General features: G+C 53.8%; 19 protein-coding genes. 12 read left to right on the forward strand and 7 right to left on the reverse strand.

Translation table 11 applies throughout. From position 1 onward, the window contains the following. Positions 1 to 55 precede the first annotated feature (55 nt). The gene (gene degQ / locus ICA20_RS02660; protein ID WP_038634331.1) at positions 56 to 1,423 is read right to left on the reverse strand and encodes a serine endoprotease DegQ; all 1,368 of its coding nucleotides are present in this window, start codon (positions 1,421 to 1,423) and stop codon (positions 56 to 58) included. Positions 1,424 to 1,591: 168 nt separating this feature from the next. Beyond that, positions 1,592 to 1,990 carry a Z-ring associated protein ZapG gene (zapG, locus tag ICA20_RS02665; protein WP_003025147.1) on the reverse strand — a complete coding sequence of 133 codons (399 nt, stop codon included), beginning with the start codon at positions 1,988 to 1,990 and terminating at the stop codon, positions 1,592 to 1,594. A gap of 192 nt (positions 1,991 to 2,182) precedes the next feature. On the opposite strand from zapG, the gene zapE reads away from it, so the two are divergent. The 5 genes from zapE to sspB all read left to right on the forward strand — a co-directional run bounded on the left by zapE (position 2,183) and on the right by sspB (position 5,826). Continuing rightward, complete coding sequence (gene zapE / locus ICA20_RS02670) at positions 2,183 to 3,310, forward strand: cell division protein ZapE (protein WP_038634326.1); 1,128 nt, start codon at positions 2,183 to 2,185, stop codon at positions 3,308 to 3,310. A gap of 215 nt (positions 3,311 to 3,525) precedes the next feature. Then, positions 3,526 to 3,954, forward strand: coding sequence for a 50S ribosomal protein L13 (gene rplM / locus ICA20_RS02675; RefSeq protein ID WP_003025141.1), 429 nt, complete (start codon positions 3,526 to 3,528; stop codon positions 3,952 to 3,954). Positions 3,955 to 3,969: 15 nt separating this feature from the next. Next, positions 3,970 to 4,362: a 30S ribosomal protein S9 gene (gene rpsI / locus ICA20_RS02680; protein ID WP_000829815.1), complete on the forward strand. Its 393-nt coding sequence runs from the start codon at positions 3,970 to 3,972 to the stop codon at positions 4,360 to 4,362. 316 nt (positions 4,363 to 4,678) lie between these two features. Next, positions 4,679 to 5,317, forward strand: coding sequence for a stringent starvation protein SspA (sspA, locus tag ICA20_RS02685; protein ID WP_003025132.1), 639 nt, complete (start codon positions 4,679 to 4,681; stop codon positions 5,315 to 5,317). Positions 5,318 to 5,322: 5 nt separating this feature from the next. After that, the gene (gene sspB / locus ICA20_RS02690) at positions 5,323 to 5,826 is read left to right on the forward strand and encodes a ClpXP protease specificity-enhancing factor (protein ID WP_038634317.1); all 504 of its coding nucleotides are present in this window, start codon (positions 5,323 to 5,325) and stop codon (positions 5,824 to 5,826) included. A 55-nt stretch (positions 5,827 to 5,881) separates the two neighbouring features. Here sspB and dcuC read toward each other — a convergent pair whose 3' ends face one another. Beyond that, positions 5,882 to 7,249, reverse strand: coding sequence for an anaerobic C4-dicarboxylate transporter DcuC (gene dcuC, locus ICA20_RS02695; protein WP_038634314.1), 1,368 nt, complete (start codon positions 7,247 to 7,249; stop codon positions 5,882 to 5,884). Between the two features lie 359 nt (positions 7,250 to 7,608). Between dcuC and nanR the strand changes: the two genes are divergently transcribed. From nanR to nanQ, 5 genes are all read left to right on the forward strand, one after another. Continuing rightward, complete coding sequence (nanR, locus tag ICA20_RS02700; RefSeq protein ID WP_038634311.1) at positions 7,609 to 8,400, forward strand: transcriptional regulator NanR; 792 nt, start codon at positions 7,609 to 7,611, stop codon at positions 8,398 to 8,400. 134 nt (positions 8,401 to 8,534) lie between these two features. After that, positions 8,535 to 9,428 carry an N-acetylneuraminate lyase gene (nanA, locus tag ICA20_RS02705; RefSeq protein WP_038634308.1) on the forward strand — a complete coding sequence of 298 codons (894 nt, stop codon included), beginning with the start codon at positions 8,535 to 8,537 and terminating at the stop codon, positions 9,426 to 9,428. A 109-nt stretch (positions 9,429 to 9,537) separates the two neighbouring features. Beyond that, positions 9,538 to 11,028, forward strand: a complete 1,491-nt coding sequence (gene nanT, locus ICA20_RS02710; RefSeq protein WP_038634306.1) for a sialic acid transporter NanT — start codon at positions 9,538 to 9,540, stop codon at positions 11,026 to 11,028. A 106-nt stretch (positions 11,029 to 11,134) separates the two neighbouring features. Further along, positions 11,135 to 12,004, forward strand: a complete 870-nt coding sequence (nanK, locus tag ICA20_RS02715) for an N-acetylmannosamine kinase (protein WP_038634303.1) — start codon at positions 11,135 to 11,137, stop codon at positions 12,002 to 12,004. Positions 12,005 to 12,006: 2 nt separating this feature from the next. Continuing rightward, positions 12,007 to 12,474 (forward strand): N-acetylneuraminate anomerase, encoded by a 468-nt coding sequence (nanQ, locus tag ICA20_RS02720; RefSeq protein WP_038642896.1) that lies wholly within the window; start codon positions 12,007 to 12,009, stop codon positions 12,472 to 12,474. A gap of 59 nt (positions 12,475 to 12,533) precedes the next feature. Here nanQ and ICA20_RS02725 read toward each other — a convergent pair whose 3' ends face one another. The 4 genes from ICA20_RS02725 to gltB all read right to left on the reverse strand — a co-directional run bounded on the left by ICA20_RS02725 (position 12,534) and on the right by gltB (position 21,193). Continuing rightward, positions 12,534 to 13,814, reverse strand: coding sequence for a cytosine deaminase (locus ICA20_RS02725; RefSeq protein ID WP_038634301.1), 1,281 nt, complete (start codon positions 13,812 to 13,814; stop codon positions 12,534 to 12,536). Further along, positions 13,801 to 15,054 (reverse strand): cytosine permease, encoded by a 1,254-nt coding sequence (gene codB / locus ICA20_RS02730; RefSeq protein ID WP_038634298.1) that lies wholly within the window; start codon positions 15,052 to 15,054, stop codon positions 13,801 to 13,803. Before codB ends, ICA20_RS02725 begins: the two co-directional genes overlap by 14 nt. 247 nt (positions 15,055 to 15,301) lie before the next feature. Continuing rightward, positions 15,302 to 16,720: a glutamate synthase small subunit gene (locus ICA20_RS02735; protein ID WP_038634296.1), complete on the reverse strand. Its 1,419-nt coding sequence runs from the start codon at positions 16,718 to 16,720 to the stop codon at positions 15,302 to 15,304. A gap of 12 nt (positions 16,721 to 16,732) precedes the next feature. Beyond that, positions 16,733 to 21,193, reverse strand: coding sequence for a glutamate synthase large subunit (gene gltB, locus ICA20_RS02740; RefSeq protein ID WP_038634291.1), 4,461 nt, complete (start codon positions 21,191 to 21,193; stop codon positions 16,733 to 16,735). A gap of 683 nt (positions 21,194 to 21,876) precedes the next feature. On the opposite strand from gltB, the gene ICA20_RS02745 reads away from it, so the two are divergent. Beyond that, positions 21,877 to 22,806: a TIGR01212 family radical SAM protein gene (locus tag ICA20_RS02745; RefSeq protein ID WP_114140335.1), complete on the forward strand. Its 930-nt coding sequence runs from the start codon at positions 21,877 to 21,879 to the stop codon at positions 22,804 to 22,806. Positions 22,807 to 23,013: 207 nt separating this feature from the next. Further along, entirely contained in the window at positions 23,014 to 25,350 is a 2,337-nt protein-coding gene (arcB, locus tag ICA20_RS02750) for an aerobic respiration two-component sensor histidine kinase ArcB (protein ID WP_038634287.1), read from the forward strand. The last annotated feature ends 222 nt before the right edge of the window (positions 25,351 to 25,572 follow it).

Genomic DNA, 25,572 nt, shown 5'->3' on the forward strand with positions numbered 1-25,572 from the left:
GCATATCACGAGTTTACCGGACATCACACGGGGAGGGGATGTCCGGTTTAATGCGTTAACGCAGGAGCAGGTAAATACTCTCGTTACCGCGAACCACTTGCAGAGCAATGATCGACGGCTTCGTTTCCAGCACCTTACGCATTTCGGCAATCGAGTTTACGCGATCGCGGTTCACGCCAATGATAACGTCATCTTTATGCAGACCGGCCTGCGCGGCTGGGCTACTTTTTTCAACGTTATCAATTTTGATGCCTTTGGTGCCATCTTTTAACTGACCATCGCTGAGCGTAGCGCCTTGCAACGCAGGGGCGATCATTTCCGCGCTGGCGGACGATGACGTGCTGGTATCGAGGGTGACTTCAACCTCCAGCGGTTTACCGTTACGCAGTAACCCCAGTTTGACCTTGGTTCCTGGTTCAGTTGTCGCAATGCGTGAACGCAGTTCGGCAAAGCTGCTGAGTGGTTTATCGTTGAGACTGGTAATGACGTCACCGGATTTCACCCCCGCCTTGGCAGAACCTGAGTTAGGCAGAACCTCGCTGACAAACGCGCCGCGTTGCACATTCAGATTGAACGCTTTGGCGATGTCGGCGGTCATTTCGGTACCTTTAATCCCTAACAGACCGCGTTTGATTTCGCCAAACTGCATCAACTGTTGCGCCAGCGTGCGCGCCATGTTGCTCGGAATCGCAAAACCAATGCCGATGCTGCCGCCGCCGGGCGCCAGAATCGCGGTGTTAATGCCAATCAACTCACCGTTGAGGTTAAGTAACGCGCCGCCGGAGTTTCCCCGGTTGATAGAGGCGTCGGTCTGAATAAAGTTCTCCAGACCCTCCAGGTTCAGACCGCTGCGACCCAACGCCGATACAATGCCGGAAGTGGCGGTTTGCCCGAGACCGAACGGGTTACCCACGGCTACCGCGAAATCACCCACGCGGAGTTTGTCGGAGTCGGCAATGGCGATTTGCGTCAGGTTACTGGGGTGTTGAATTTGCAGCAGGGCGATATCGCTCTGATCGTCACTGCCGATCAGCTTCGCCTCGAACTCTCGGCCATCGTTAAGCTGAACGCTGATTTTTTGCGCCTGATTAATGACGTGGTTATTGGTCAGGACGTAGCCTTTTGCGGCATCAATAATAACCCCTGAGCCCAGCCCTTCAAAAGGTTGTGAAGGTTGGTCGGGAAGCTCATCACCAAAAAACTTTTTAAACTCTTCCGGGACTTTCTGTCCTTGGACTGCGGTGCCTTCGACTCTAACGCTCACCACGGCAGGCAACACTTTTTCCAGCATCGGGGCGAGGCTGGGAAGCGCAGCCTGACCGGGAACCTGGCCGGGAATCGACGCAACGGCCGGGAATGGCGCCGAGAGAGTTAACCCGACACTTAACGCTAATGCACTCAACAGCTGGGTTTGTTTTTTCATGGATCCTGCTCTCGTACCTTGAGTAAACGGAAGATGATTCAAAACAGTTTGATGTTATTGAATTTTCGGTTTGGTCACAATGAGGCTAACGACTAAATAATAGCTGGGACGGGAAGAGAAGCGGAGGGCGCAATTACTGCGCCCAATAAATTTCTTAATGATGTGCGTTTAGTCGCGCTTTGCGCCACTACGCAGCAGGCCGGAGGCCCCTTCAGAATAGTCACGCGGCATCTGAACCGGCGCCTGATCGTTGCCAGCTTCGGACTCTGCCAGACGATTACGGAACGGGTTGTTTTCCGGCGACATACCTGGCAGCAGGTTGCTCGAGCTTTTCGCCATATGCTGGTAGATCTGACGATAATCGTCCGCCATGTTATCCAGCAATTCAGCGCTGCGGGCAAAGTGGCTCACCAGCTCTTCGCGGTACTCTTCCAGCTCAGCTTTATTTTTTTCCAGTTCGTACTGCAATGCCTGCTGTTGGCGTAATTTACGATTACCAAAACGCATGGCTACAGCACCAATAATGATACCGACGACTAACCCAATTAGCGCATATTCCCAGGTCATGAACATCTCCCGTTGTCTTGTGTTTCCGTAGGGTGTTGGCTTTAGGCTCCATGCCTGCGCCTGATTATGCCACTATAACCGCTAATCCCGTAGAAGTGGAATCCCGTGTTTATATCACGTAATGTAGAACGGCCTTTTTTTCGTCAACCGTGAGCGACGGCACATCGATTCTCAAGGAATAACAATAACATCATGCAAAGCCTTTCCCCGACATCGCGTTACCAGCAAGCCCTTAAAGAGGGCACTCATCAGCCCGACAGCGTACAACAAGAAGCCGTGAATCGACTGGAAACCATTTTCCAGGCGCTAACGACGCCAGCTCGACCTGCGCCGCAGGAGAGTGGTCTGATGGCACGGTTTGGCAAATTGCTGGGCAAGCGTGAGTCGCCGACCAACCCGCCGGTGCGTGGTTTGTATATGTGGGGCGGAGTCGGACGTGGAAAGACCTGGCTGATGGATCTGTTCTACCATAGTCTGCCGGGGGGGCGTAAACAGCGTTTGCACTTTCACCGTTTTATGCTGCGCGTCCATGAAGAGCTTACCGCCCTGCAGGGGCATAGCGATCCGCTGGAAATCATTGCCGACCGCTTTAAAGCCGAAACGGACGTGCTGTGCTTTGACGAATTTTTTGTTTCTGATATCACCGACGCCATGCTGCTTGGCGGTTTAATGAAGGCGCTGTTTGCCCGAGGCATCACGCTGGTGGCGACCTCCAATATTCCGCCTGACGAACTGTATCGTAACGGTTTGCAACGCACGCGTTTTCTTCCTGCCATTGATGCCATCAAGCAGCATTGTGACATCATGAATGTCGATGCCGGCGTCGATTATCGTCTGCGCACCTTAACGCAGGCGCATTTGTGGTTGTCGCCACTGAATGATGAAACCCGCCAGCAGATGGATAAGCTGTGGCTGGCATTAGCGGGAACCAAAGGTGAACATGCGCCGACGCTGGAGATTAACCATCGTCCGATGCAGACGCTGGCCGTCGAAAACCAAACGCTGGCGGTGTCATTCACCACGCTCTGCGTCGATGCTCGCAGTCAGCATGACTATATTGCGCTGTCGCGTCTGTTTCACACGGTGCTGTTGTTCGATGTGCCGGTCATGACGATGCTGATGGAAAGCGAAGCGCGGCGCTTTATCGCGCTGGTGGATGAGTTCTACGAACGCCATGTCAAGCTGGTGGTGAGTGCGGCATCTCCCTTATATGAGATCTACCAGGGCGAGCGTCTGAAGTTTGAATTTCAGCGTTGTTTGTCGCGTTTGCAGGAGATGCAAAGCGAGGAGTACCTGAAGCGGGAACATTTAGCCGGTTAAACCTGCCGCAAATCACATAAAGGGGTCGATCTTTGACCCTGACTTCTCTATAATCTTGCGACCCCACGTTACAAGAGAGTTTTTTCCCAAAACTTTCTCGCCGGCATAGGCTATTCGAAGGGGTAGGTTTGCCGGACTTTGTCGTGTGAACCTCAACTGACTAAAACGTTTGGGTGAACACCTACGTGTAACTTATTTATTTGGGTAAGCTTTTAATGAAAACTTTTACAGCTAAACCAGAAACCGTAAAACGCGACTGGTATGTTGTTGACGCGACCGGTAAGACTCTGGGTCGTCTGGCTTCCGAACTGGCTCTGCGCCTGCGCGGTAAGCACAAAGCGGAATACACTCCGCACGTAGATACCGGTGATTACATCATCGTTCTGAACGCTGACAAAGTTGCTGTAACTGGCAACAAGCGTACTGACAAAGTGTACTATCACCACACCGGCCACATCGGTGGTATCAAGCAAGCGACCTTTGAAGAGATGATCGCTCGTCGTCCTGAGCGTGTGCTTGAAATCGCGGTTAAAGGCATGCTGCCAAAAGGCCCTCTGGGTCGTGCTATGTTCCGTAAACTGAAAGTTTACGCTGGCAACGAGCACAACCACGCGGCACAGCAACCGCAAGTTCTTGACATCTAATCGGGATTATAGGCAATGGCTGAAAATCAATACTACGGCACTGGTCGCCGCAAAAGTTCCGCAGCTCGCGTTTTCATCAAACCGGGCAACGGTAAAATCGTAATCAACCAACGTTCTCTGGAACAGTACTTCGGTCGTGAAACTGCCCGCATGGTAGTTCGTCAGCCGCTGGAACTGGTCGACATGGTTGAGAAACTGGATCTGTACATCACTGTTAAAGGTGGTGGTATCTCTGGTCAGGCTGGTGCGATCCGTCACGGTATCACCCGCGCTCTGATGGAGTACGACGAATCCCTGCGTGGCGAACTGCGTAAAGCTGGCTTCGTTACCCGTGATGCTCGTCAGGTTGAACGTAAGAAAGTCGGTCTGCGTAAAGCACGTCGTCGTCCGCAGTTCTCCAAACGTTAATTGCTTTCTGCTTTGGCAGACAACAATTTGCGAAAAAACCCGCTTCGGCGGGTTTTTTTATCACTATTTCTCTCCCTTGAACCACGGTAATCCGCTGATTGCCACCTCTTTTTTCCCATTTCAAGAATCGACTCACCACAAAGGTCACAAAATCTGGTAAACTATCATCCAATTTTCTGCCCAAATGTCAGGTATCGCTCATTTTTTGTTTGTATTTTAAACAGTAATGGCTTTCCTGAGTCTGGGTGACATCACTTCTGGCTGGTCACTGAGTGGCTGGTAGCAGTAAAAATTCTGAATATACCTGGAGGTTTTCATGGCTGTCGCTGCCAACAAACGTTCGGTAATGACGCTGTTTTCTGGTCCTACTGACATCTATAGCCATCAGGTCCGCATCGTGCTGGCTGAAAAAGGTGTTAGTTTCGAGATTGAGCATGTGGAGAAGGACAATCCACCTCAGGATCTGATCGACCTCAACCCGAATCAGAGCGTACCGACACTGGTGGATCGTGAGCTGACCCTGTGGGAATCTCGCATCATTATGGAATACCTGGATGAGCGCTTCCCGCATCCGCCGCTGATGCCGGTTTATCCGGTAGCGCGTGGTGAAAGCCGCCTGTACATGCAGCGTATCGAAAAAGACTGGTACACGCTGATGAACGTCATCGTGAACGGTTCCGCTTCTGAAGCCGAGGTCGCGCGTAAGCGCCTGCGCGAAGAGCTGCTGGCAATTGCGCCAGTATTCGGTCAGAAACCTTACTTCCTGAGCGATGAGTTCAGCCTGGTAGACTGCTACCTGGCGCCGCTGCTGTGGCGTTTACCGCAGTTGGGTATTGAATTCAACGGTGCCGGTTCGAAAGAACTGAAAGGTTATATGACTCGCGTCTTTGAACGTGATTCTTTCCTGGCTTCTCTGACTGAGCCTGAACGTGAAATGCGTCTGGGCCGGGGTTAACCTGTATGGATTTGCCACAGCTAACACCACGCCGTCCGTATCTGCTGCGCGCATTCTATGAGTGGTTGTTAGACAACCAGCTCACGCCGCATCTGGTGGTGGATGTGACGCTCCAGGACGTGCAGGTTCCGATGGAATACGCACGTGACGGGCAAATAGTTCTGAATATTGCACCGCGCGCGGTGGGGAACCTGGAACTGGCAAATGACGAAGTACGCTTTAACGCGCGCTTCGGTGGTGTGCCGCGTCAGGTTTCCGTCCCGCTGGCTGCGGTTCTGGCTATTTATGCTCGTGAAAACGGCGCCGGTACGATGTTTGAACCGGAAGCCGCCTACGACGAAGATGTCGCCAGCTTAAATGATGACGACAACGAAGCGTCTGGTTTTGAGAGTGAAACGGTCATGTCGGTCATTGATGGTGATAAGCCTGACAACAGCGACGACAACGATCCGGATGACACTCCGCCGCCGCCTCGCGGCGGGCGCCCAGCGCTACGCGTAGTGAAGTAAATAGTGAAATAAAAAACAGGCCCTTTCGGGCCTGTTCTGTTTTCTGGCTCCGCAATCAATAAAACAGCGCGATGGTGACTATCATATTCACCACAAATCCTACTGCCATTGGAATAGCGGTGCGCTTTACCACCTCAAAGGGCGACACGCCGGCAATCCCTGAAGTTACGACAATCACCGCGGTAATGGGTGATACCGCGCGCGCCAGCGTAGTGGCAAAATGCATCGGCATAATCATCACTACTGCCGGAATATGCAGCCCGGCGGCAATATCCGGGATCAGGCTGGCAAAAGACATAAACGGTGCGTTGCCTGATCCCATGACGATCGCGCAGGCGGCGATGACCACGGCCATGATGATCATCACGCCGATGCCGCCCAGGCCGGAGTGTTCCGCGCCTTTAATCACGGCGTCCACTGTGCCGATAGTCGTCAACCCTTTGGCAAAGATCTCACCGGCGACCACCAGCGTGACAACGTTGGCAAACTGCGTCCCCATGCCGTCAAAAAAAGCCTGCACATCATCCATTGTTTCGCGCAGATTATGTTTATGCAGGAATTCGACAAACATGGTTAGCGTCATGCTCATGAGCATCACCACCACCAGATTCAGCTCTGCCTGCATTAATCCCATATGTGCCAGCAACAGTGAACCCAGCATCAGGATCAGCGGCATCACCGGTAAAATGGCGTAATACAGCGGGGGCACATCTTCCAGCGTCTTTTGCTCAGCGAACCCGTTGTTTTCCGATAACGTTTTTTTATCAAATCGGCGCTGTACGAAAAAATGCGCAATGGCGACAGCGACAATAACGCATGAGGCGACGGGGAGCTGATAATGGAAGAAGTAGGTGGCGATTTTCATGCCCGCGACCTGCGCGGCAAAAATAGAGTTGGTTTCCAGAATGCCCCATTCAATCGACATCGAGGTAGCAATGACCGCAACCGCGGATAATCGACTCACGCCAAGACTGACCAGCGTTGGGAAAAGCGTCACCATCAGCAGCATGCCTAACCCGGAAGCGCTGGTAATGAACTGCGCCATGATCTGACCAATCACATAGGTGGCGGCCAGCACGACATAGGGGGAACGGATTAGCTTCAGCGGTCGGCTTAACAGGCTAACCATCGCTCTGCTGGCCCCCATCCTGTCCATATAACGGGCATAACCGCCCACCGCCATGATGGATAACCCCAGCCCTGCCGCCCGATTTGAGAGCATACGCAGAATTTCGTTGTAAATATCGACCAGGAGATAGCCGCTACTTTTATCGTCAGCGACCAGCATGCCGTAACCCAGCCAGACGCCGCAGATCATCAGGAAGATCCCGGCTGCGGCCAGCACGACCTGGGGTTTGTAGTTTTTGAGGATCAAGTAACCCATCGTTAATAAAACGATGACAGAGATAATAATGCCGAACATTGTTTCACTCCATGCCAGGGAAGATGATAAATCCGGTAATAATGCTGTTGTCAAAATCGATGTTATATTTTTCCGGACACTTTTTATGGAGTGGATATCTTATTTTTAATGCAATTGTTAATTTATTTTTCGTTATAAAATAGTTGGTTATGATAAATTATCACGTTCACATTCATAAATTTCACGAAGCTGATATGGTCTTGTTTAATTAAAGATACTCAGCATGTTTAAGCGAAATATAATATTAATATTAAATATATTATTCATAAGCCAGACTGTCTGGATGACCATCATTTCACCCTGCTTTCGATCCTGTGTTAGGATAAACCCGCTGTTGTTTGTCACCACGACTTAGCTGAATGGACCCTATGAACGCATTTGATTCGCAAGCTGAAGACTCTCCATCCACCATTGGCCGTAGCTTACGCAATCGCCCGCTGGCGCGTAAAAAACTGTCTGAGATGGTTGAAGAAGAACTGGAGCAGATGATCCGTCGTCGGGAATTTGGCGAGGGGGAACAACTGCCGTCTGAGCGGGAGCTGATGGCCTTCTTTAACGTGGGCCGTCCTTCTGTACGAGAAGCGCTGGCAGCGTTAAAACGCAAAGGCCTGGTACAAATCAACAACGGCGAGCGCGCCCGCGTTTCGCGTCCTTCGGCTGATACCATTATCAGCGAGCTCTCCGGTATGGCCAAAGATTTCCTCGCGCATCCCGGCGGCATAGCCCACTTCGAGCAGCTGCGCCTGTTCTTTGAATCCAGCCTGGTACGATATGCCGCAGAACATGCTACTGACGAGCAAATCGACAGACTGGCGAAAGCACTGGAGATCAACAGTCAGTCGCTGGATGACAATACGCTGTTCATTCGCTCGGACGTTGATTTTCACCGCGTGCTGGCGGAGATCCCGGGCAATCCCATCTTTATGGCTATCCATGTTGCGCTTTTAGACTGGCTGATTGCTGCCCGCCCGACCGTTGCCGATCAAGAGTTGTATGAGCACAACAACGTGAGTTATCAGCAGCATATCGCCATTGTCGACGCAATTCGCCAGCGCGATCCTGAAGAAGCTGACCGCGCACTGCAAGAACACCTCAACAGCGTTTCCGCAACCTGGCACGCCTTCAGCAAAAATAAAAAATTGCGTAAGTAATCGCGATCCTGACGATCTTTTAGTGAAGCAGATCGCACTATAAGCGTTCTGTATTGTATTGCTGCTTATTTGTTCTGGTATAACAGGTATAAAGGTATGCAGTCAGATAACACTAATCATCGACAGAGGTAGTTATGGCAAGAGATTTAAAAGGCGTAATGCCAGCGTTGTTAACCCCATTCGATAACCAACAGCGGCTGGATGTTGAGAGCCTGCGCCGGCTGGTGCGTTTCAACATTGGCCAGGGTATTGATGGGCTCTATGTCGGTGGCTCTACGGGCGAGGCCTTTGTCCAAAATCGCGTTGAAAGAGAGCAGGTGCTGGAAATTGTTGCCGAAGAAGCGAAAGGCAAGGTGACACTTATCGCCCACGTTGGCACGGTGAGCACCGAAGAGAGCCAGCAGCTGGCGAGCGCCGCGTATCGCTACGGCTTTGATGCGGTTTCGGCCGTCACGCCGTTTTACTATCCGTTCAGCTTCGAAGAGCACTGCGATCATTACCGCGCAATTATTGATTCAGCGAATGGATTGCCGATGGTGGTCTATAACATCCCGGCGCTGAGCGGCGTAAAACTGACGCTGGATCAGATCAACACGCTGGTGACGCTACCTGGCGTTGGCGCGCTGAAGCAAACTTCCGGCGATCTCTATCAGATGGAACAGATCCGCCGCGCTCATCCCGATCTGGTGCTTTATAACGGTTATGACGAGATTTTCGCTTCTGGTTTGCTGGCGGGCGCAGATGGCGGTATCGGTAGCACTTACAACATCATGGGATGGCGTTATCAGGGAATTGTGAAAGCGCTCAAAGAAGGCGATATCCGGACGGCACAAAAGCTGCAAACTGAGTGCAATAAGGTTATCGATCTGCTCATTAAGCTTGGCGTGTTCCGTGGCCTGAAAACGGTACTGCACTATATGGACGTGGTTTCTGTTCCGCTGTGTCGTAAGCCGTTTGCCCCGGTAGATGAACGCTATCTGCCGGAACTGAAAACGCTGGCTAACCAACTGCTGGCGGAAAAGGCGTAATCGCGGGTCGCCGGGGGCGCTTCGCTCGCCCGGCCTGGATTTTCGACCGTAGGCCGGATAAGGCAAAGCCGCTATCCGGCACAACAACAAAAATCGTCGGGAGAGTAAAATGAGTACTTCTACCCAGAGCATCCCGTGGTATCGCCATCTCAATCGGGCGCAATGGCGGGCATTTTCCGCCGCCTGGCTGGGATATTTACTTGATGGTTTTGATTTTGTGTTAATCGCCCTTGTGCTGACGGAAGTACAAGGCGAATTCGGTCTGACGACGGTGCAGGCTGCCAGTTTGATTTCAGCCGCCTTTATCTCCCGCTGGTTTGGCGGGTTAATGTTGGGGGCCATGGGCGACCGTTACGGACGCCGTCTGGCGATGGTTACCAGCATCATACTGTTCTCTGTGGGGACGCTGGCTTGCGGCTTCGCGCCGGGTTACACCACCATGTTTATCGCCCGCCTGGTGATTGGGATGGGGATGGCCGGCGAGTACGGTTCCAGCGCCACCTATGTCATTGAAAGCTGGCCTAAACACCTGCGTAACAAAGCCAGTGGTTTCCTGATCTCCGGCTTCTCCGTTGGTGCCGTGGTCGCCGCCCAGGTTTACAGCCTGGTGGTCCCGGTCTGGGGATGGCGCGCGCTGTTTTTTATCGGCATTCTGCCGATTATCTTCGCCCTCTGGCTGCGTAAAAATATTCCGGAAGCGGAAGACTGGAAAGAGAAACACGAAGGCAAAGCGCCGGTGCGTACGATGGTGGACATTCTCTACCGGGGCGAACATCGGGTTATCAATATTCTGATGACTCTCGCCGCCGCAACCGCGCTGTGGTTCTGCTTTGCGGGCAATCTGCAAAATGCGGCTATCGTGGCGATTCTCGGACTGATATGCGCATTTATCTTCATTAGCTTTATGGTGCAAAGCAGCGGTAAGCGTTGGCCCACGGGCGTCATGCTGATGGTCGTCGTGCTGTTCGCTTTCCTTTACTCGTGGCCGATTCAGGCGCTGCTGCCCACGTATCTGAAAACCGAACTCATGTATGACCCCTCAACGGTTGCCAGAGTGCTCTTCTTTAGCGGCTTTGGCGCGGCGGTTGGTTGTTGCGTCGGTGGGTTTCTTGGCGACTGGCTGGGCACCCGTAAAGCCTATGTCTGCAGTCTTTTGGCCTCGCAGTTGCTGATTATTCCAGTGTTTGCGATCGGTGGTTCAAACGTCTGGGTACTCGGTTTGCTGCTGTTTTTCCAGCAAATGCTCGGTCAGGGGATCTCCGGGATCTTACCGAAATTAATTGGCGGCTATTTCGATACCGACCAGCGTGCTGCAGGTCTGGGCTTCACCTACAACGTTGGGGCGCTGGGCGGGGCGCTGGCACCGATCATCGGCGCGCTGATTGCACAACGTTTGGATCTGGGTACTGCGCTGGGATCGCTCTCCTTCGGCCTGACATTTGTGGTGATCCTGCTGATTGGTCTCGATATGCCGTCCCGCGTACAGCGCTGGCTGCGCCCTGAGGCGTTACGCACGCATGATGCCATCGATGGTCGGCCATTTAGCGGGGCCGTGCCGTTCGGCGGTGACAAAAGCACCATGGTGAAATCCAAAAGTTAATCGGGTTGCCCGGCGCTAAACCGGGCAACTAGCGAAAGGGAAGAACGATGTCGTTATTTGAGCAGTGGGATAAAAAGCTTATCACCGCGATGCAGAAGGCTGCGTCATGACTACGCTGGCGATTGATATTGGCGGCACCAAACTGGCTGCCGCGCTGGTGGACAGCAGTCTGCAAATCCGCGAACGGCGTGAATTGCCAACGCCTGCCAGCAAAACGCCGGATGCGCTGCGCGCCGCGTTACAGGCACTGATTGCGCCACTACAAGAGCAGGCGAAGTGGGTGGCGATCGCCTCGACGGGGATTATCCATGAGGGTTCTTTGCTGGCGCTGAATCCGCATAACCTCGGCGGGTTGCTGCATTTTCCGCTGCGGCAAACGCTAAACGATCTCACCGGTTTGCCGACGCTGGCGGTCAATGATGCGCAGGCCGCGGCGTGGGCTGAGTATCATGCGCTTGGCGGCGAGTATCGCGATATGGTGTTTATTACTGTTTCCACCGGCGTGGGCGGCGGGGTAGTGAGTGCTGGGAAACTGTTGACCGGAGTCGGCGGTCTGGCCGGGCATCTGGGACATACGCTGGCCGATCCGCATGGACCCGTGTGCGGCTGCGGGCGTGTGGGCTGCGTTGAAGCGATCGCATCCGGTCGTGGGATCGCGGCGGCTGCCGAAGGCGCGCTTGCCGGATGCGACGCCAAAACTATTTTTAGCCGTGCCGGGCAGGGTGATGAGCAGGCAAGCCAGTTGATCCATCGCTCAGCGCGAACATTGGCAAGGCTTGTCGCCGATGTGAAGGCCACGACCGATTGCCAGTGCGTGGTCATTGGCGGCAGCGTTGGGCTGGCTGAAGGGTATCTGGCGCTGGTGGAACATTATCTGGCACAAGAGCCTGCGGCCTATCACCTGGAATTACTGGCAGCGCATTACCGTCATGACGCTGGATTATTGGGAGCTGCGCTGTTGGCCCGGGGAGAATAATGATGATGACCGATGAGCTGCGTTCACTGCCTTCTTCCGGATTACATCCGGTATTGCAGGAAGCGCTAACGCTGGCCGTTGCGGCAAGGCCGCAGGAGAAAGTACCAGGATGCTATGAGCTGCAGGGCGATAATATTTTTATGAACGTCATGCAGTTCGTCACGCAGAGCCCAGAGCAAAAGAAAGCGGAGCTGCATCAGCAGTACATTGATATTCAGGTGCTATTGTCCGGTGAAGAACGCATTCTGTTCGGGATGACCGATTCTGCTCGCCAGTGCGAAGAGATACATGCTGAGGACGATTATCAACTGTGCAATCACATTGCCGATGAGCAGGCGCTCACCTTAAAGCCGGGAAGATTCGCAATTTTTATGCCGGGTGAACCGCATAAACCGGGTTGTGCAGTGGGGGACCCAGGGGAAATCAAAAAAGTCGTGATTAAGGTGCGCGCCAGCTTATTACACGCCTGACGATGAGAGAGACGGTGTCGGATGACAAGGTTGGGCCATCCGACACGGGATATAACAATTTAGCGCTTAAACGTCACTGCTTCCGGCTGCGTCAAGTGCAGCGTGGTTTGGCTGGGGACTGTCTCGGCAATGACTCGCCCATGACGCATAGAATACCGTGCAGGCGTCTGGCGACGAACCGCGTCAAATCCATTTTCAGCCGGTAAAATCACCAGATTCGCGGTGTTCCCCACGCTCAGGCCATAGTCTTGCAGGTGCAGGGTTTTCGCGCTGTGGGTAGTGATCAGATTCAGTCCATCATTTATCTGTCCGTATCCCATCAGCTGGCACACGTGTAACCCCATATGCAGCACCTGTAACATATTTGCCGTGCCTAATGGATACCACGGATCGAAGACGTCATCATGACCGAAGCAGACGTTGATCTCCGCTTCCAGCATCTCTTTGACGCGCGTGACGCCGCGGCGTTTAGGATAAGTGTCAAAGCGTCCTTGCAGGTGAATATTCACCAGTGGATTGGCGACAAAGTTAATACCGGACATTTTCAACAGGCGGAAAAGACGGGAAGCATATGCGCCGTTATAGGAGTGCATTGCCGTGGTATGACTGGCAGTCACGCGCTCGCCCATATTGTAGCGATGCGCCAGCGCCGCGACGGTTTCAACAAAGCGTGATTGCTCATCGTCAATTTCGTCGCAGTGCACATCGATAAGTCGGTCGTATTTTTGCGCCAGGGCGAAGATTTTGTGCAGCGACTCCACGCCATATTCACGCGTAAATTCAAAGTGGGGAATCGCGCCGATGACATCGGCCCCCAAACGCACGGCTTCCTCTAACAGCGCTTCACCGTTGGGATAAGACAGAATACCTTCTTGCGGGAATGCGACAATTTGCAGCTCTATCCACGGCGCGACCTCTTGCTTCACTTCCAGCATGGCTTTCAAAGCCGTTAGCGTAGGATCGGAAACGTCAACGTGGGTACGGACATACTGAATGCCATTAGCCATCTGCCATTTCAGGGTTTGCATCGCGCGCGCTTTTACGTCTTCGTGAGTCAGCATTGCCTTACGCTCGGCCCAGCGTTCAATACCCTCAAACAGCGTACCAGACTGGTTCCAGCTCGGCTCACCCGCGGTTTGCGTGGTATCCAGATGAATATGTGGCTCAACGAACGGTGGGATTGCCAGACCTCCCTCGGCATCAAGTACTTCGCCCTGCGGCAATGGAGCTGCGTCCTGAGGCTCAATCCGGCTGAAGCGCCCGTTTTCAATCGTGAGCTGCCATAATCCTTCGCGTCCCTGTAAACGCGCCTGACTGATGGTGATGTTATTGTTCTGCATGGCTGACCTCTGGTGATTGAGCAAGGCTGCGATTGAAAAGTGGATTCAGCAGGATATAGCTGAATACGCCGCCGAGTACGGCGTTGACTGGCACAATACCGGGAATATAGTGACCGGCGGCGATGCCCAGCGCAACGGACAAAATAGCTATCCAGTTGACGGTCATAAATCGTGCTTTGCTGAAATCGGCATATCGGCGATGGTTCAGCAGATAGTCGGCGATAATCACCCCGCCAATCGGCGGAATCGCTGCCGACAGAAATGTTAGCCAGCCAACAAAGTTATTGTAAAGCCACAGCGCGCACAGTGTGCCGATAATGCCGTTAGCCACCGACAGCGTACGGCTGGAAAGGCCGGTAATATTGGCAAATCCCAGACCCGATGCGTACAGCGCATTGTCATTAGTGGTCCAGATATTCAGGCCGAGCACCACAATTGCTGGCAGCAGCAGGCCCTGGGCTATCATCACGTCAGAAATATCTGCTTGTCCGACTGCAGCGGCGCCCGCCGCACCGAAGATAAACATCAACGAGTTGCCAAGGAAAAAAGCGACCATGGCAATCAGCACCGCGCCTTTGGCATTGCGGCCAAAGCGAACGAAGTCAGCAGTTAACGTCCCGGCGCTGACAAACGAGCCTACCACCAGCGCCAGAGCAGTGGAGAAATTAAGCGGCGTTTGCGGCGCAATCGCTTTTAAATGGTCTAAACCGCCGACATCGCTCACCGCAAGCCAGACGGAGTAGCTGCCAAGAATGACGATGGCGGGCACGGCGATGATAGATAAAATGGTCAGGGCCGAGATGCCAAAAAAGATAGTCATCGTCATCAGCAGACCGGAAACCGCAATCAGGATATTGACGTCAATCCCCGTCGCTTTGCCAACCGGAATGGCAAACATGGCCACACCCACGCCAAACCAGCCTACCTGGGTGCCGCCTAATAGCAGTGAAGGAAGCCAGGAACCCTTCACGCCAAATGAGTAACGAGCAAGGAGGTGGGTGGAGAGTCCGGTTTTTGCGCCGATGAAACCGAGAAATGCAGTGTAAATACCGAGGAGAAGATTACCGAAGAGAACTGCGAGGAAGAAATCATTATAAGAAAGACCGGTACCGAGTGTGCCACCGGTCCACATACTGGCGGAAAAAAATGTGAGCCCCAACATAACAAACGTTAGTGGTATCACGCCTTTCCGCGCCGCCAGAGGGACGGGGCCCTGGCTATAATTGTTGTCCTGCGACACAACGCCTCCATGAATTTTGCCCAAAAAATCCGCCGCATAATATACAGTTCTCAGAATAAAGCAAACGTTTCCGTGTGATTTTTACATGGCAATTATTTATGGTGCTGATGTGTTTCGGATGTTAAGGTTTTTTGCCCTGTTTACAAAACGTGTTGTCAGACTGGCTTAATTGGCAGATTTGGCGGTGTTGCGGCAGGAGTTTGGCATCTCATCTACCAGGGCAGATGAGATGCCTGAAGAGGCTGAATTACACTTCCAGATAATTCAGAATCCCGTCAGCCGCTTTACGACCTTCGGCAATCGCGGTGACCACCAGATCCGAACCGCGCACGATATCGCCACCGGCGAAGATTTTCGGGTTGCTGGTCTGAAAGGCGATGTCACTGCGTTCCGGAGCGATAATCCGGCCCTGAGAATCCAGTTCGACGCTGTGTTTTGCCAGCCATTCCATACTGTGCGGACGGAAACCAAACGCCAGTACCACCGCATCCGCCGGTACAACGTGCTCGGAACCGGCGACGATCTCCGCGCGGCGACGACCCTTCGCATCCGGTTCGCCCATTTCGGTACGCGCCATTTTCACGCCGCATACTTTACCGTTGGCATTCACTTCCACGCCTAACGGCTGGACGTTAAACTGGAATTCCACGCCTTCTTCACGCGCGTTTTTCACTTCGCGCTTGGAACCCGGCATGTTCTCTTCGTCGCGGCGATAGGCGCAGATTACATGTGCTGCGTTCTGGCGAACCGAGGTGCGCACGCAGTCCATTGCCGTATCGCCACCGCCGAGAACGACGACGCGTTTGCCTTCCATGCTGATGTACGGCTCGTCGCTGCTTTCGCCAAAGCCCATCAACTGTTTAGTATTGGCGATCAGGAATGGCAGGGCGTCGAATACGCCGGAAGCGTCTTCGTTCTCCAGTCCGCCGCGCATCGACTGATAAGTACCTACGCCAAGGAATACCGCGTCGTAATCTTTCAGCAGGTCGTCGAGCTGGACGTCACGGCCCACTTCCACGTTGAGTTTGAACTCAATACCCATGCCGGTGAAGATTTCCCGGCGGCGGGTCATGACCTCTTTCTCCAGCTTGAAAGCCGGGATGCCGAAGGTCAGCAGACCACCGATCTCCGGATGACGATCAAACACCACTGCCTTCACGCCGTTGCGGGTTAGCACATCAGCGCAGGCCAGGCCCGCCGGCCCCGCACCGATAATCGCCACGCGTTTGTCCGTCTGGCGCACACCGGTCATATCCGGGCGCCAGCCCATTTCGAACGCTTTATCGTTGATATAGCGCTCGATGTTACCGATGGTCACCGCGCCGAACTCGTCATTCAGGGTACAGGATCCTTCACACAGACGATCCTGCGGGCAGACGCGGCCGCAAACTTCCGGCAGGGTGTTGGTCTGGTGTGACAGCTCAGCCGCTTCAAAAATACGCCCCTCGTTGGCCAGCTTCAGCCAGTTTGGGATGTAGTTATGCACCGGGCACTTCCACTCGCAGTACGGGTTGCCGCAGGACAGGCAGCGATCCGCCTGCGCTTTCGCCTGGCCTTCAGAAAAAGGTTCGTAGATCTCGATAAACTCGATCTTACGGATCTTCAGCGGTTTCTTAGGCGGATCAACACGCTGCAGGTCGATAAATTGGTATACGTTCTGACTCATTGCTGCTACCCCTTACTGCGCCTGCACACGCAGCTCTGCTGCGCTACGACTACGGTGACCCAACAGTGCTTTCACATCACTGGATTTTGGTTTTACCAGCGCGAATTTCGCTGAGAATGCTGGCCAGTTAGCCAGGATCTCTTCGCCGCGTGAAGAGCCGGTATGTTGTACGTGCTCGGTAATCAGACCGCGCAGGTGTTCCTCATGAATGGCCAGAGAATCAACGTCCAGCACTTCCACCAGTTCCGGGTTCACGCGCTTGCGGAAATCGCCATCTTCATCCAGTACGTAGGCGAATCCGCCCGTCATACCTGCCCCGAAGTTAACGCCCGTTTTGCCGAGAATACAGACGATGCCGCCGGTCATGTATTCGCAGCCGTTGTCGCCGATACCTTCCACCACGGTGATTGCGCCGGAGTTACGCACCGCAAAGCGCTCGCCCGCACGACCTGCCGCAAACAGACGACCGCCGGTGGCGCCGTACAGGCAGGTATTACCGATGATGCTCGCTTTATGGCTGAGGAATGCGGAACCTATTGGCGGACGAATCGCGATAAGGCCGCCCGCCATACCTTTGCCGACATAGTCGTTGGCATCGCCGGTCAGATACAGCTCCACGCCGCCCGCGTTCCACACGCCAAAGCTCTGGCCTGCAGTACCGTTGAAGTGCGCTTTAATCGGGTCAGATGCCAGGCCCTGATCGCCGTGGGTTTGGGCAATATAGCCAGACAGCGACGAGCCGACGGAACGGTCGGTGTTGCGGATATCGAACCAGAAGGTTTTGCTCTGGCGCTCGTCGACATACGGTTTTGCCTGTTGCAGTAGCTGTGCGTTCAGCACGCCGTTATCAAACGGCGGGTTGTTCTCGGTGCAGAACAACGCCTTACCAGGATGCGGCTCGGCGGTTTCCAGCAGACGCGACAGCTCCAGCTTCTGCTGTTTGGCGGTAAACCCTTCCAGCTCTTTGAGCAGGTCGGTACGACCAATCAGATCCACCAGACGTTTCACGCCCAGCTCGGCCATCAGCTCGCGTACTTCGCGGGCGATAAATTCAAAGTAGTTGGTCACTTTGAACGGCAGACCGTGATAGTGGTTCTTACGCAGTTTGTCGTCCTGAGTTGCCACGCCGGTTGCGCAGTTATTCAGATGGCAAATACGCAGGTATTTACAGCCCAGCGCGACCATTGGGCCGGTGCCGAAACCAAAACTTTCCGCGCCGAGAATCGCCGCTTTAATGATATCCACGCCGGTTTTCAGACCGCCATCGACCTGCAGACGAATCTTATGACGCAGACCGTTGGCGACCAACGCCTGCTGGGTTTCCACCAGACCCAGCTCCCATGGGCAGCCCGCATATTTCACAGAGGAGAGCGGGCTTGCGCCGGTGCCGCCGTCGTAGCCGGCGATGGTGATCAGATCCGCATAGGCTTTTGCCACGCCGGTAGCGATGGTGCCGACACCCGGTTCGGACACCAGCTTCACCGAGATCATCGCTTTCGGGTTAACCTGTTTAAGGTCGAAAATCAGCTGCGCTAAGTCCTCGATAGAGTAGATATCGTGGTGCGGCGGCGGGGAGATCAGCGTCACCCCCGGCACCGAATAGCGCAGTTTGGCGATGTACGGGGTAACTTTATCACCCGGCAACTGACCGCCTTCGCCCGGCTTCGCGCCCTGAGCGACTTTAATCTGAATGACGTCGGCGTTGACCAGGTACGCCGGGGTTACGCCAAAGCGACCGGAAGCCACCTGCTTAATACGCGATACCTTGTTGGTGCCATAACGCGCAGGATCTTCGCCGCCTTCGCCGGAGTTAGAGTTACCGCCGATGCTGTTCATCGCTTCCGCCAGCGCCTCATGTGCTTCCGGGCTTAATGCGCCGATAGACATGGCTGCGGTATCAAAGCGTTTAAATAATTCGCTCGCGGGCTCTACCTCGTCAATGCTCACGGCTTCATCGCCAGGCGTAATCGCCAGCAGATCGCGCAGTGTGGCCGCCGGACGCTCATTGACCAGCTTGGCATATTCCTGATAGTCGCTGTATTCGCCGCTTTGTACAGCCTGTTGCAGCGTGCGTACCACGTCCGGGTTGTAAGCGTGGTATTCGCCGCCGTGGACGTACTTCAGCAAACCGCCCTGGCTAATCGGTTTCCGCGCCAGCCAGGCATGTTTCGAGAGGTTTAGCAGATCCTGCTGGAAGTCGGTAAAAGCTGCGCCGCTGATGCGGCTGACTACGCCCTGGAAGCACAGCGCCACGACATCATCGTGCAGACCAACGGCTTCAAACAGCTTCGAGCAGCGGTAAGAGGCGATGGTTGAGATGCCCATTTTGGACATGATCTTGTACAGACCTTTGTTGATGCCGTTACGGTAGTTCAGCATCACGGTCCGGTAATCTTTGGCAATCGCCTGAGTGTCGATCAGACGCCCCAGCGTTTCATAGGCCAGATACGGATAAATGGCCGTTGCACCGAAGCCGAGCAGCACCGCGAAGTGGTGCGGGTCACGCGCGCTCGCCGTTTCAACGATGATGTTGGCGTCGCAACGCAGGCTTTGTTCTACCAGACGCGTTTGCACTGCGCCCACGGCCATCGGTGCCGGAACCGGCAAGCGGTTTTTCGCGATGTTACGGTCAGAGAGCACCAGCAGTACCGTGCCATTACGTACCATCTGTTCCGCCTTATCGCACAGGGCTTTGACGGTCTCTTCAAGCGTGGTTTCGGTCACGTCAAAGGTGATATCCAGCCGGTCAGCGCGATAATGCTCCTCTTTCATGGTAGTGAGCTGGGTGAAATCGGAGTACAGCAGGATCGGCGATTTAAAGCTCAGACGGTGTGCCTGACCTTCGGCTTCGCAGAAGACGTTCATTTCGCGACCGATGCTGGTGGCCAGCGACATAACGTGCGCTTCACGCAGCGGGTCGATCGGCGGGTTAGTCACCTGCGCGAACTGCTGACGGAAGTAGTCATAAATGATGCGCGGCTGGCTGGACAGCACGGCAAACGGGGTATCGTCACCCATTGAGCCGACCGCTTCCTGGCCGTTTTCACCGAGCACGCGAATGACGGAATCCAGCTCTTCGGCGCTGTAGTTAAACTGTTTCTGGTAGCTGGCGAGGGTATCATCGTCCAGCTCGCGGCTGCCAACCTGATCGTCAGCCAGCTCTTCGAACGGCACCAGGCGACGAACGTTTTTCTCCATCCACTCTTTGTAGGGGTGGCGGCTTTTCAGGTCATTATCGGTTTCCGCTGAGTGCAGAATGCGGCCGCTGCGGGTGTCAATAACCATCAGCTCGCCAGGGCCGACGCGGCCTTTTTCCACCACTTCATCCGGCTGATAATCCCAGATCCCGACTTCAGAGGCGCAGGTAATCAGCTTGTCTTTGGTGATGACGTAGCGCGCTGGACGCAGGCCGTTACGATCGAGGTTACAGGCGGCAAAGCGACCATCGGACATGACGATGCCCGCCGGGCCGTCCCACGGTTCCATGTGCATAGAGTTGAAGTCAAAGAACGCGCGCAGCTCCGGATCCATATCCGGGTTGTTCTGCCAGGCCGGCGGCACCAGTAAGCGCATGGCGCGGATGATGTCCATCCCGCCCGCCAGCAGCAGCTCCAGCATATTATCCATCGAACTGGAGTCGGAGCCGGTTTCGTTAACGAACGGCGCCGCGTCGTGCAGGTCCGGAATTAATGGCGTCTGGAATTTATAGGTACGTGCGCGCGCCCACTGGCGGTTGCCGGTGATGGTGTTGATCTCGCCGTTATGCGCCAGGTAGCGAAACGGTTGCGCCAGCGGCCAGCGCGGCACGGTGTTGGTGGAGAAGCGCTGGTGGAACAGGCAGATGGCCGATTCCAGACGCAGGTCCGCGAGGTCCAGGTAAAAGCGCGGCAGATCCGCCGGCATACACAGACCTTTATAAATGTTCACCAGATTCGACAGGCTACAGACGTAGAAGTCTTTATCGTCCTGCAGGCGTTTTTCGATACGACGGCGGGCGATAAATAGACGACGCTCCATATCGCGTGGGCGCCAGCCCGCAGGGGCGTTAACAAAAATTTGCTCAATACGAGGCAGGGAGGAGAGGGCGATTTCACCGAGAACACCTTCGTTGGTCGGCACGTCGCGCCAGCCGACAATCGACAGGGTCTCCTGCTGTAATTCTTCTTCGACTATGCGGCGAGAGGCTGCCGCCAGTTCAGCGTCTTTATTTAAAAAGATCATGCCGACGGCGTAATTTTTGGCTAAACGCCAGCCGCGCTCTTGCGCCACGATGCGGAAAAAGCGATCCGGTTTTTGTAACAGCAGGCCGCAACCATCGCCGGTTTTTCCATCGGCAAGAATTGCGCCACGGTGCTGCATGCGGGCCAGTGCGTGTATGGCGGTACGCACTACCTTGTGGCTAGGTTCGCCTTCTATGTGGGCGATCAGGCCGAAACCACAGTTATCCCTCTCAAGAGATTTATCGTACAACATATGAGTGAACCTCCCCAGGCTCTGCGGGATTCCCATCTGAACCGTTGCGCACGGGCACACCAAGAGCATGGCGACGGGGTTTGCGTGCATACGCTTACCTCGCATTCGCCCTCTTTATCCTTTTCGCACAGGTCAAACAAGTTTGAGGACTTGCTTCAGAGGGAATCTCAATTACTGCATAAATATGATGAGCAGGCTGCTCATCCAGAAAGCTTCCAGCGGATTTCCACGTTATCGGGAATCCACACACAGGTCAAATGGCAATCTTATTTATGCAAAAATGTGCTATGGGGCAATTAACTTTATGAAATTGCTGAAATAAAAGGGTTTTTTACATAGGTTTAACGTAGGGGGAACGGTCAGGGAAGTGTGATCTGTCTCACTGTCAGAACGGCTGTATATCCCTCGTCCTGCCTTTGTTTATCAAGATGCTTGGCATTTTATGCTGGTTTTTAAAGTTTTGGCGTCTTAAAGATACTGTTTTTATGCAAAGAGTATAAGAAGATAAAAAAAAGAGTCGAATATAAGGAAAAGTAATTACATTTTTAGTGAATGAAATTTCGATTGTTTTGATTTGTTATGCAATAAATAAAAGCTCGCCAGGGCGATTGATCCAGGTCATCGCCGACTGGGGCAAAAAATGGCAGGCTTTGGCCTCTTTTCAAGGCGCGGTCTACCAGATTATGCAGTTACAGAAATTAGTCAATATGTTTGGTGGGGATCTTTCTCGCCGTTATGGACAAAAGGTTCATAAACTCACGCTGCACGGCGGCTTTAGCTGTCCAAATCGCGATGGCACCATCGGGCGCGGCGGATGTACTTTCTGTAATGTCGCCTCGTTTGCCGATGAAGCGCAGCAGCACCATTCCATTGCCGAGCAGCTTGAACATCAGGCGCACCTGGTCAATCGCGCGAAACGCTATCTGGCCTATTTCCAGGCCTACACCAGCACCTTTGCTGAAGTTCAGGTGCTGCGTTCGATGTATCAACAGGCGGTCAGCCAAGCCAGTATCGTCGGGTTGTGCGTTGGGACGCGCCCCGACTGTGTGCCGGATGCGGTGCTTGATCTGCTTTGTGAGTATAAAGACCTGGGCTATGAAGTGTGGCTGGAGCTCGGTCTGCAAACCGCGCATGACAAAACCTTGCACCGAATTAACCGCGGCCATGATTTCGCCTGCTACCAAAACACCACGCGGCTGGCGCGCGAGCGTGGGCTGAAAGTGTGCTCGCATCTGATCGTCGGTCTGCCGGGAGAAGGGCAGGCAGAATGTCTGCAAACCATGGAACGCGTGGTGGAGACGGGCGTTGACGGTATTAAGCTGCATCCGCTGCATATTGTGAAAGGCAGTACGATGGCAAAAGCCTGGGAAGCCGGGCGGCTGAACGGGATTGAACTGGACGACTACACGATTACCGCAGGGGAGATGATCCGCCATACGCCGCCGGAGGTGATTTATCATCGTATTTCCGCCAGCGCGCGTCGCCCAACGCTGTTGGCGCCGCTATGGTGTGAAAATCGCTGGACGGGGATGGTCGAACTGGATAAGTACCTTAACGAGCACGGCGTGCAAGGCTCGGCGCTGGGTACGCCGTGGGTGCAACTGGGGAGCTAGTATGTAGGCCTGATAAGGCAAAGCCGCCATCAGGCAATCTGCGCCTGCTTGCCTGATGGCGCTTCGCTTATCAGGCCTACGATGAACTTATCCGGCCTACCGCCTACCCGGTCATTTCACCGATAACCGCCGCATTTCTTGCACAATCTTCAACGTCACGCTGAGAATTGAGTATTATTGTGCCAAGTTGTCGTGAAGGAACCCTCTATGAAGCAAATTCGTATGCTGGCGCAATATTATGTCGACCTGATGATGAAGTTAGGTCTGGTGCGCTTTTCGCTGCTATTAGCGCTGGCTTTGGTCGTGTTGGCAATTGTGGTGCAAATGGCTGTCACCATGGTGCTGCATGGCCAGGTAGAAAGCATTGATGTCATCCGCTCTATCTTTTTTGGTCTGTTAATTACCCCCTGGGCCGTCTATTTTTTGTCAGTGGTGGTGGAGCAACTGGAGGAATCCCGGCAGCGTCTGTCACGGCTGGTGCAAAAGCTGGAAGAGATGCGCGAGCGCGATCTCAAGCTCAATGTGCAGTTGAAAGATAATATCGCCCAGCTCAATCAGGAAATTGTTGAGCGCGAAAAAGCTGAAGCGGAGCGCCAGGAAACGTTTGAGCAACTGAAGGTCGAAATCAAAGAGCGCGAAGAAGCGCAGATTCAGCTTGAGCAACAGTCTTCATTTTTACGCTCTTTCCTTGATGCCTCGCCGGACCTGGTCTTTTATCGTAATGAAGATAAAGAATTTTCCGGCTGTAACCGCGCCATGGAGCTGCTGACCGGCAAGAGCGAAAAGCAACTGGTGAATTTGAAACCGGCTGACGTTTACTCCCCTGAGGCGGCTGAAAAAGTTATTGAGACCGACGAGAAGGTGTTTCGTCATAACGTCTCTCTCACCTATGAACAGTGGCTGGACTATCCTGATGGACGCAAAGCCTGCTTTGAAATTCGTAAAGTGCCTTACTACGACCGCGTCGGTAAACGTCATGGCCTGATGGGCTTTGGTCGCGATATTACCGAACGTAAGCGTTATCAGGACGCGCTTGAACGCGCCAGCCGCGATAAGACCACGTTTATTTCTACCATCAGTCACGAGCTGCGTACGCCGCTGAACGGCATCGTTGGCTTAAGCCGGATCCTGCTGGATACAGATCTGACCGCCGAGCAGGAAAAATACCTGAAAACTATCCATGTCTCTGCCGTGACGTTGGGCAATATTTTCAACGATATTATCGATATGGATAAGATGGAGCGGCGTAAAGTCCAGCTCGATAACCAGCCGATCGATTTCACCAGCTTTATGGCGGATCTGGAAAACCTCTCTGGCCTGCAGGCGCAGCAAAAAGGGCTGCGTTTTGTGCTTGAGCCAACACTACCGTTGCCGCATAAAGTGATTACCGACGGCACGCGTTTGCGCCAGATTCTGTGGAATCTGATCAGCAACGCCGTGAAGTTCACCCAGCAGGGGCAGGTGACCGTGCGGGCGCGCTATGACCAGGGGAATATGCTGCATTTCGAGGTAGAAGATTCCGGGATCGGCATTCCGCAGGATGAACAGGATAAAATCTTCGCCATGTATTATCAGGTGAAGGACAGTAACGGCGGCAAACCGGCAACAGGAACCGGGATTGGCCTGGCCGTATCAAAGCGTCTGGCGAAAAATATGGGCGGCGATATTACGGTTTCCAGCCAGCCTGGTAAAGGCTCTATCTTTACGCTGACCGTGCATGCGCCTGCGGTAGCGGAAGAGATTGAAGACGCTTTTGAAGATGATGACATGCCGTTGCCCGCCCTGAATGTCCTGCTGGTGGAAGACATTGAACTGAACGTCATTGTCGCGCGCTCAGTGCTGGAAAAACTGGGTAATAGCGTGGATGTCGCCATGACCGGGAAAGCCGCGCTGGAGATGTTCACGCCGGGTGAATATGACCTGGTATTGCTGGATATTCAGCTACCGGATATGACCGGGCTGGATATCTCCCGCGAGCTGACGCAAAAATACGCGCGTGAAGACCTGCCGCCGCTGGTGGCCCTTACCGCCAACGTTCTGAAAGATAAAAAAGAGTATCTGGATGCGGGAATGGACGACGTGCTGAGTAAGCCGCTGTCAGTCCCGGCTTTAACCGCCATGATCAAAAAATACTGGGATACCCGAAACAAAGAGGAGAGCACTGTGACATCTGAAGAGAGCAGTAAATCGCAAGCGCTGTTAGATATTCCTATGTTGGAACAATACCTCGAGCTGGTGGGACCGAAGTTAATTACCGACGGGCTGGCGGTGTTTGAGAAGATGATGCCGGGATATTTGAGCGTGCTGGAATCCAATCTGACTGCACGTGATAAAAAAGGCGTGGTTGAGGAAGGTCATAAAATTAAAGGTGCGGCAGGTTCGGTGGGGCTGCGCCATCTGCAACAGTTAGGTCAGCAAATCCAGTCGCCAGATCTTCCTGCCTGGGAAGATAACGTTGCTGAATGGATAGAAGAGATGAAGCAGGAGTGGCAGCACGACGTGGCGGTACTAAAAGCCTGGGTGGCGAGTGTGGAAAAAAAATGACCCCGGCTTGACCGGGGTGCGCGAATACTGCGCCAACACCAGGGAAATCGTGGCTGCGCCGTAACTTATTGTCATTGTGTACAAAGGCACAGCCCTATTTTTCAGGCCGCACGCAGTTAAGATAGCAAATCTTAAATAATTTGTTACATGAATCAGTTAAATGTGTGAAGCGTAGCATTTAAATCATAATAACTAATATGTTTCAGCCAGTTGAGAAAGGAG

The sequence above is a fragment of the Citrobacter sp. C5_2 genome (assembly GCF_014596845.2).
Lineage (GTDB): Bacteria > Pseudomonadota > Gammaproteobacteria > Enterobacterales > Enterobacteriaceae > Citrobacter > Citrobacter werkmanii.

What these genes read in the sequence shown, in the direction of transcription:
- sspB (WP_038634317.1), top strand. Translation starts at nt 5,323, where the DNA reads ATGGATTTGCCACAGCTAACACCACGCCGTCCGTATCTGCTGCGCGCA.
- nanQ (WP_038642896.1), top strand. Translation starts at nt 12,007, where the DNA reads ATGATGACCGATGAGCTGCGTTCACTGCCTTCTTCCGGATTACATCCG.
- gltB (WP_038634291.1), bottom strand. Translation starts at nt 21,193, where the DNA reads ATGTTGTACGATAAATCTCTTGAGAGGGATAACTGTGGTTTCGGCCTG.
- rpsI (WP_000829815.1), top strand. Translation starts at nt 3,970, where the DNA reads ATGGCTGAAAATCAATACTACGGCACTGGTCGCCGCAAAAGTTCCGCA.
- dcuC (WP_038634314.1), bottom strand. Translation starts at nt 7,249, where the DNA reads ATGTTCGGCATTATTATCTCTGTCATCGTTTTATTAACGATGGGTTAC.
- nanR (WP_038634311.1), top strand. Translation starts at nt 7,609, where the DNA reads ATGGACCCTATGAACGCATTTGATTCGCAAGCTGAAGACTCTCCATCC.
- rplM (WP_003025141.1), top strand. Translation starts at nt 3,526, where the DNA reads ATGAAAACTTTTACAGCTAAACCAGAAACCGTAAAACGCGACTGGTAT.
- ICA20_RS02735 (WP_038634296.1), bottom strand. Translation starts at nt 16,720, where the DNA reads ATGAGTCAGAACGTATACCAATTTATCGACCTGCAGCGTGTTGATCCG.
- nanA (WP_038634308.1), top strand. Translation starts at nt 8,535, where the DNA reads ATGGCAAGAGATTTAAAAGGCGTAATGCCAGCGTTGTTAACCCCATTC.
- nanK (WP_038634303.1), top strand. Translation starts at nt 11,135, where the DNA reads ATGACTACGCTGGCGATTGATATTGGCGGCACCAAACTGGCTGCCGCG.
- degQ (WP_038634331.1), bottom strand. Translation starts at nt 1,423, where the DNA reads ATGAAAAAACAAACCCAGCTGTTGAGTGCATTAGCGTTAAGTGTCGGG.
- nanT (WP_038634306.1), top strand. Translation starts at nt 9,538, where the DNA reads ATGAGTACTTCTACCCAGAGCATCCCGTGGTATCGCCATCTCAATCGG.
- ICA20_RS02745 (WP_114140335.1), top strand. Translation starts at nt 21,877, where the DNA reads ATGCAGTTACAGAAATTAGTCAATATGTTTGGTGGGGATCTTTCTCGC.
- zapG (WP_003025147.1), bottom strand. Translation starts at nt 1,990, where the DNA reads ATGACCTGGGAATATGCGCTAATTGGGTTAGTCGTCGGTATCATTATT.
- arcB (WP_038634287.1), top strand. Translation starts at nt 23,014, where the DNA reads ATGAAGCAAATTCGTATGCTGGCGCAATATTATGTCGACCTGATGATG.
- ICA20_RS02725 (WP_038634301.1), bottom strand. Translation starts at nt 13,814, where the DNA reads ATGCAGAACAATAACATCACCATCAGTCAGGCGCGTTTACAGGGACGC.
- zapE (WP_038634326.1), top strand. Translation starts at nt 2,183, where the DNA reads ATGCAAAGCCTTTCCCCGACATCGCGTTACCAGCAAGCCCTTAAAGAG.
- sspA (WP_003025132.1), top strand. Translation starts at nt 4,679, where the DNA reads ATGGCTGTCGCTGCCAACAAACGTTCGGTAATGACGCTGTTTTCTGGT.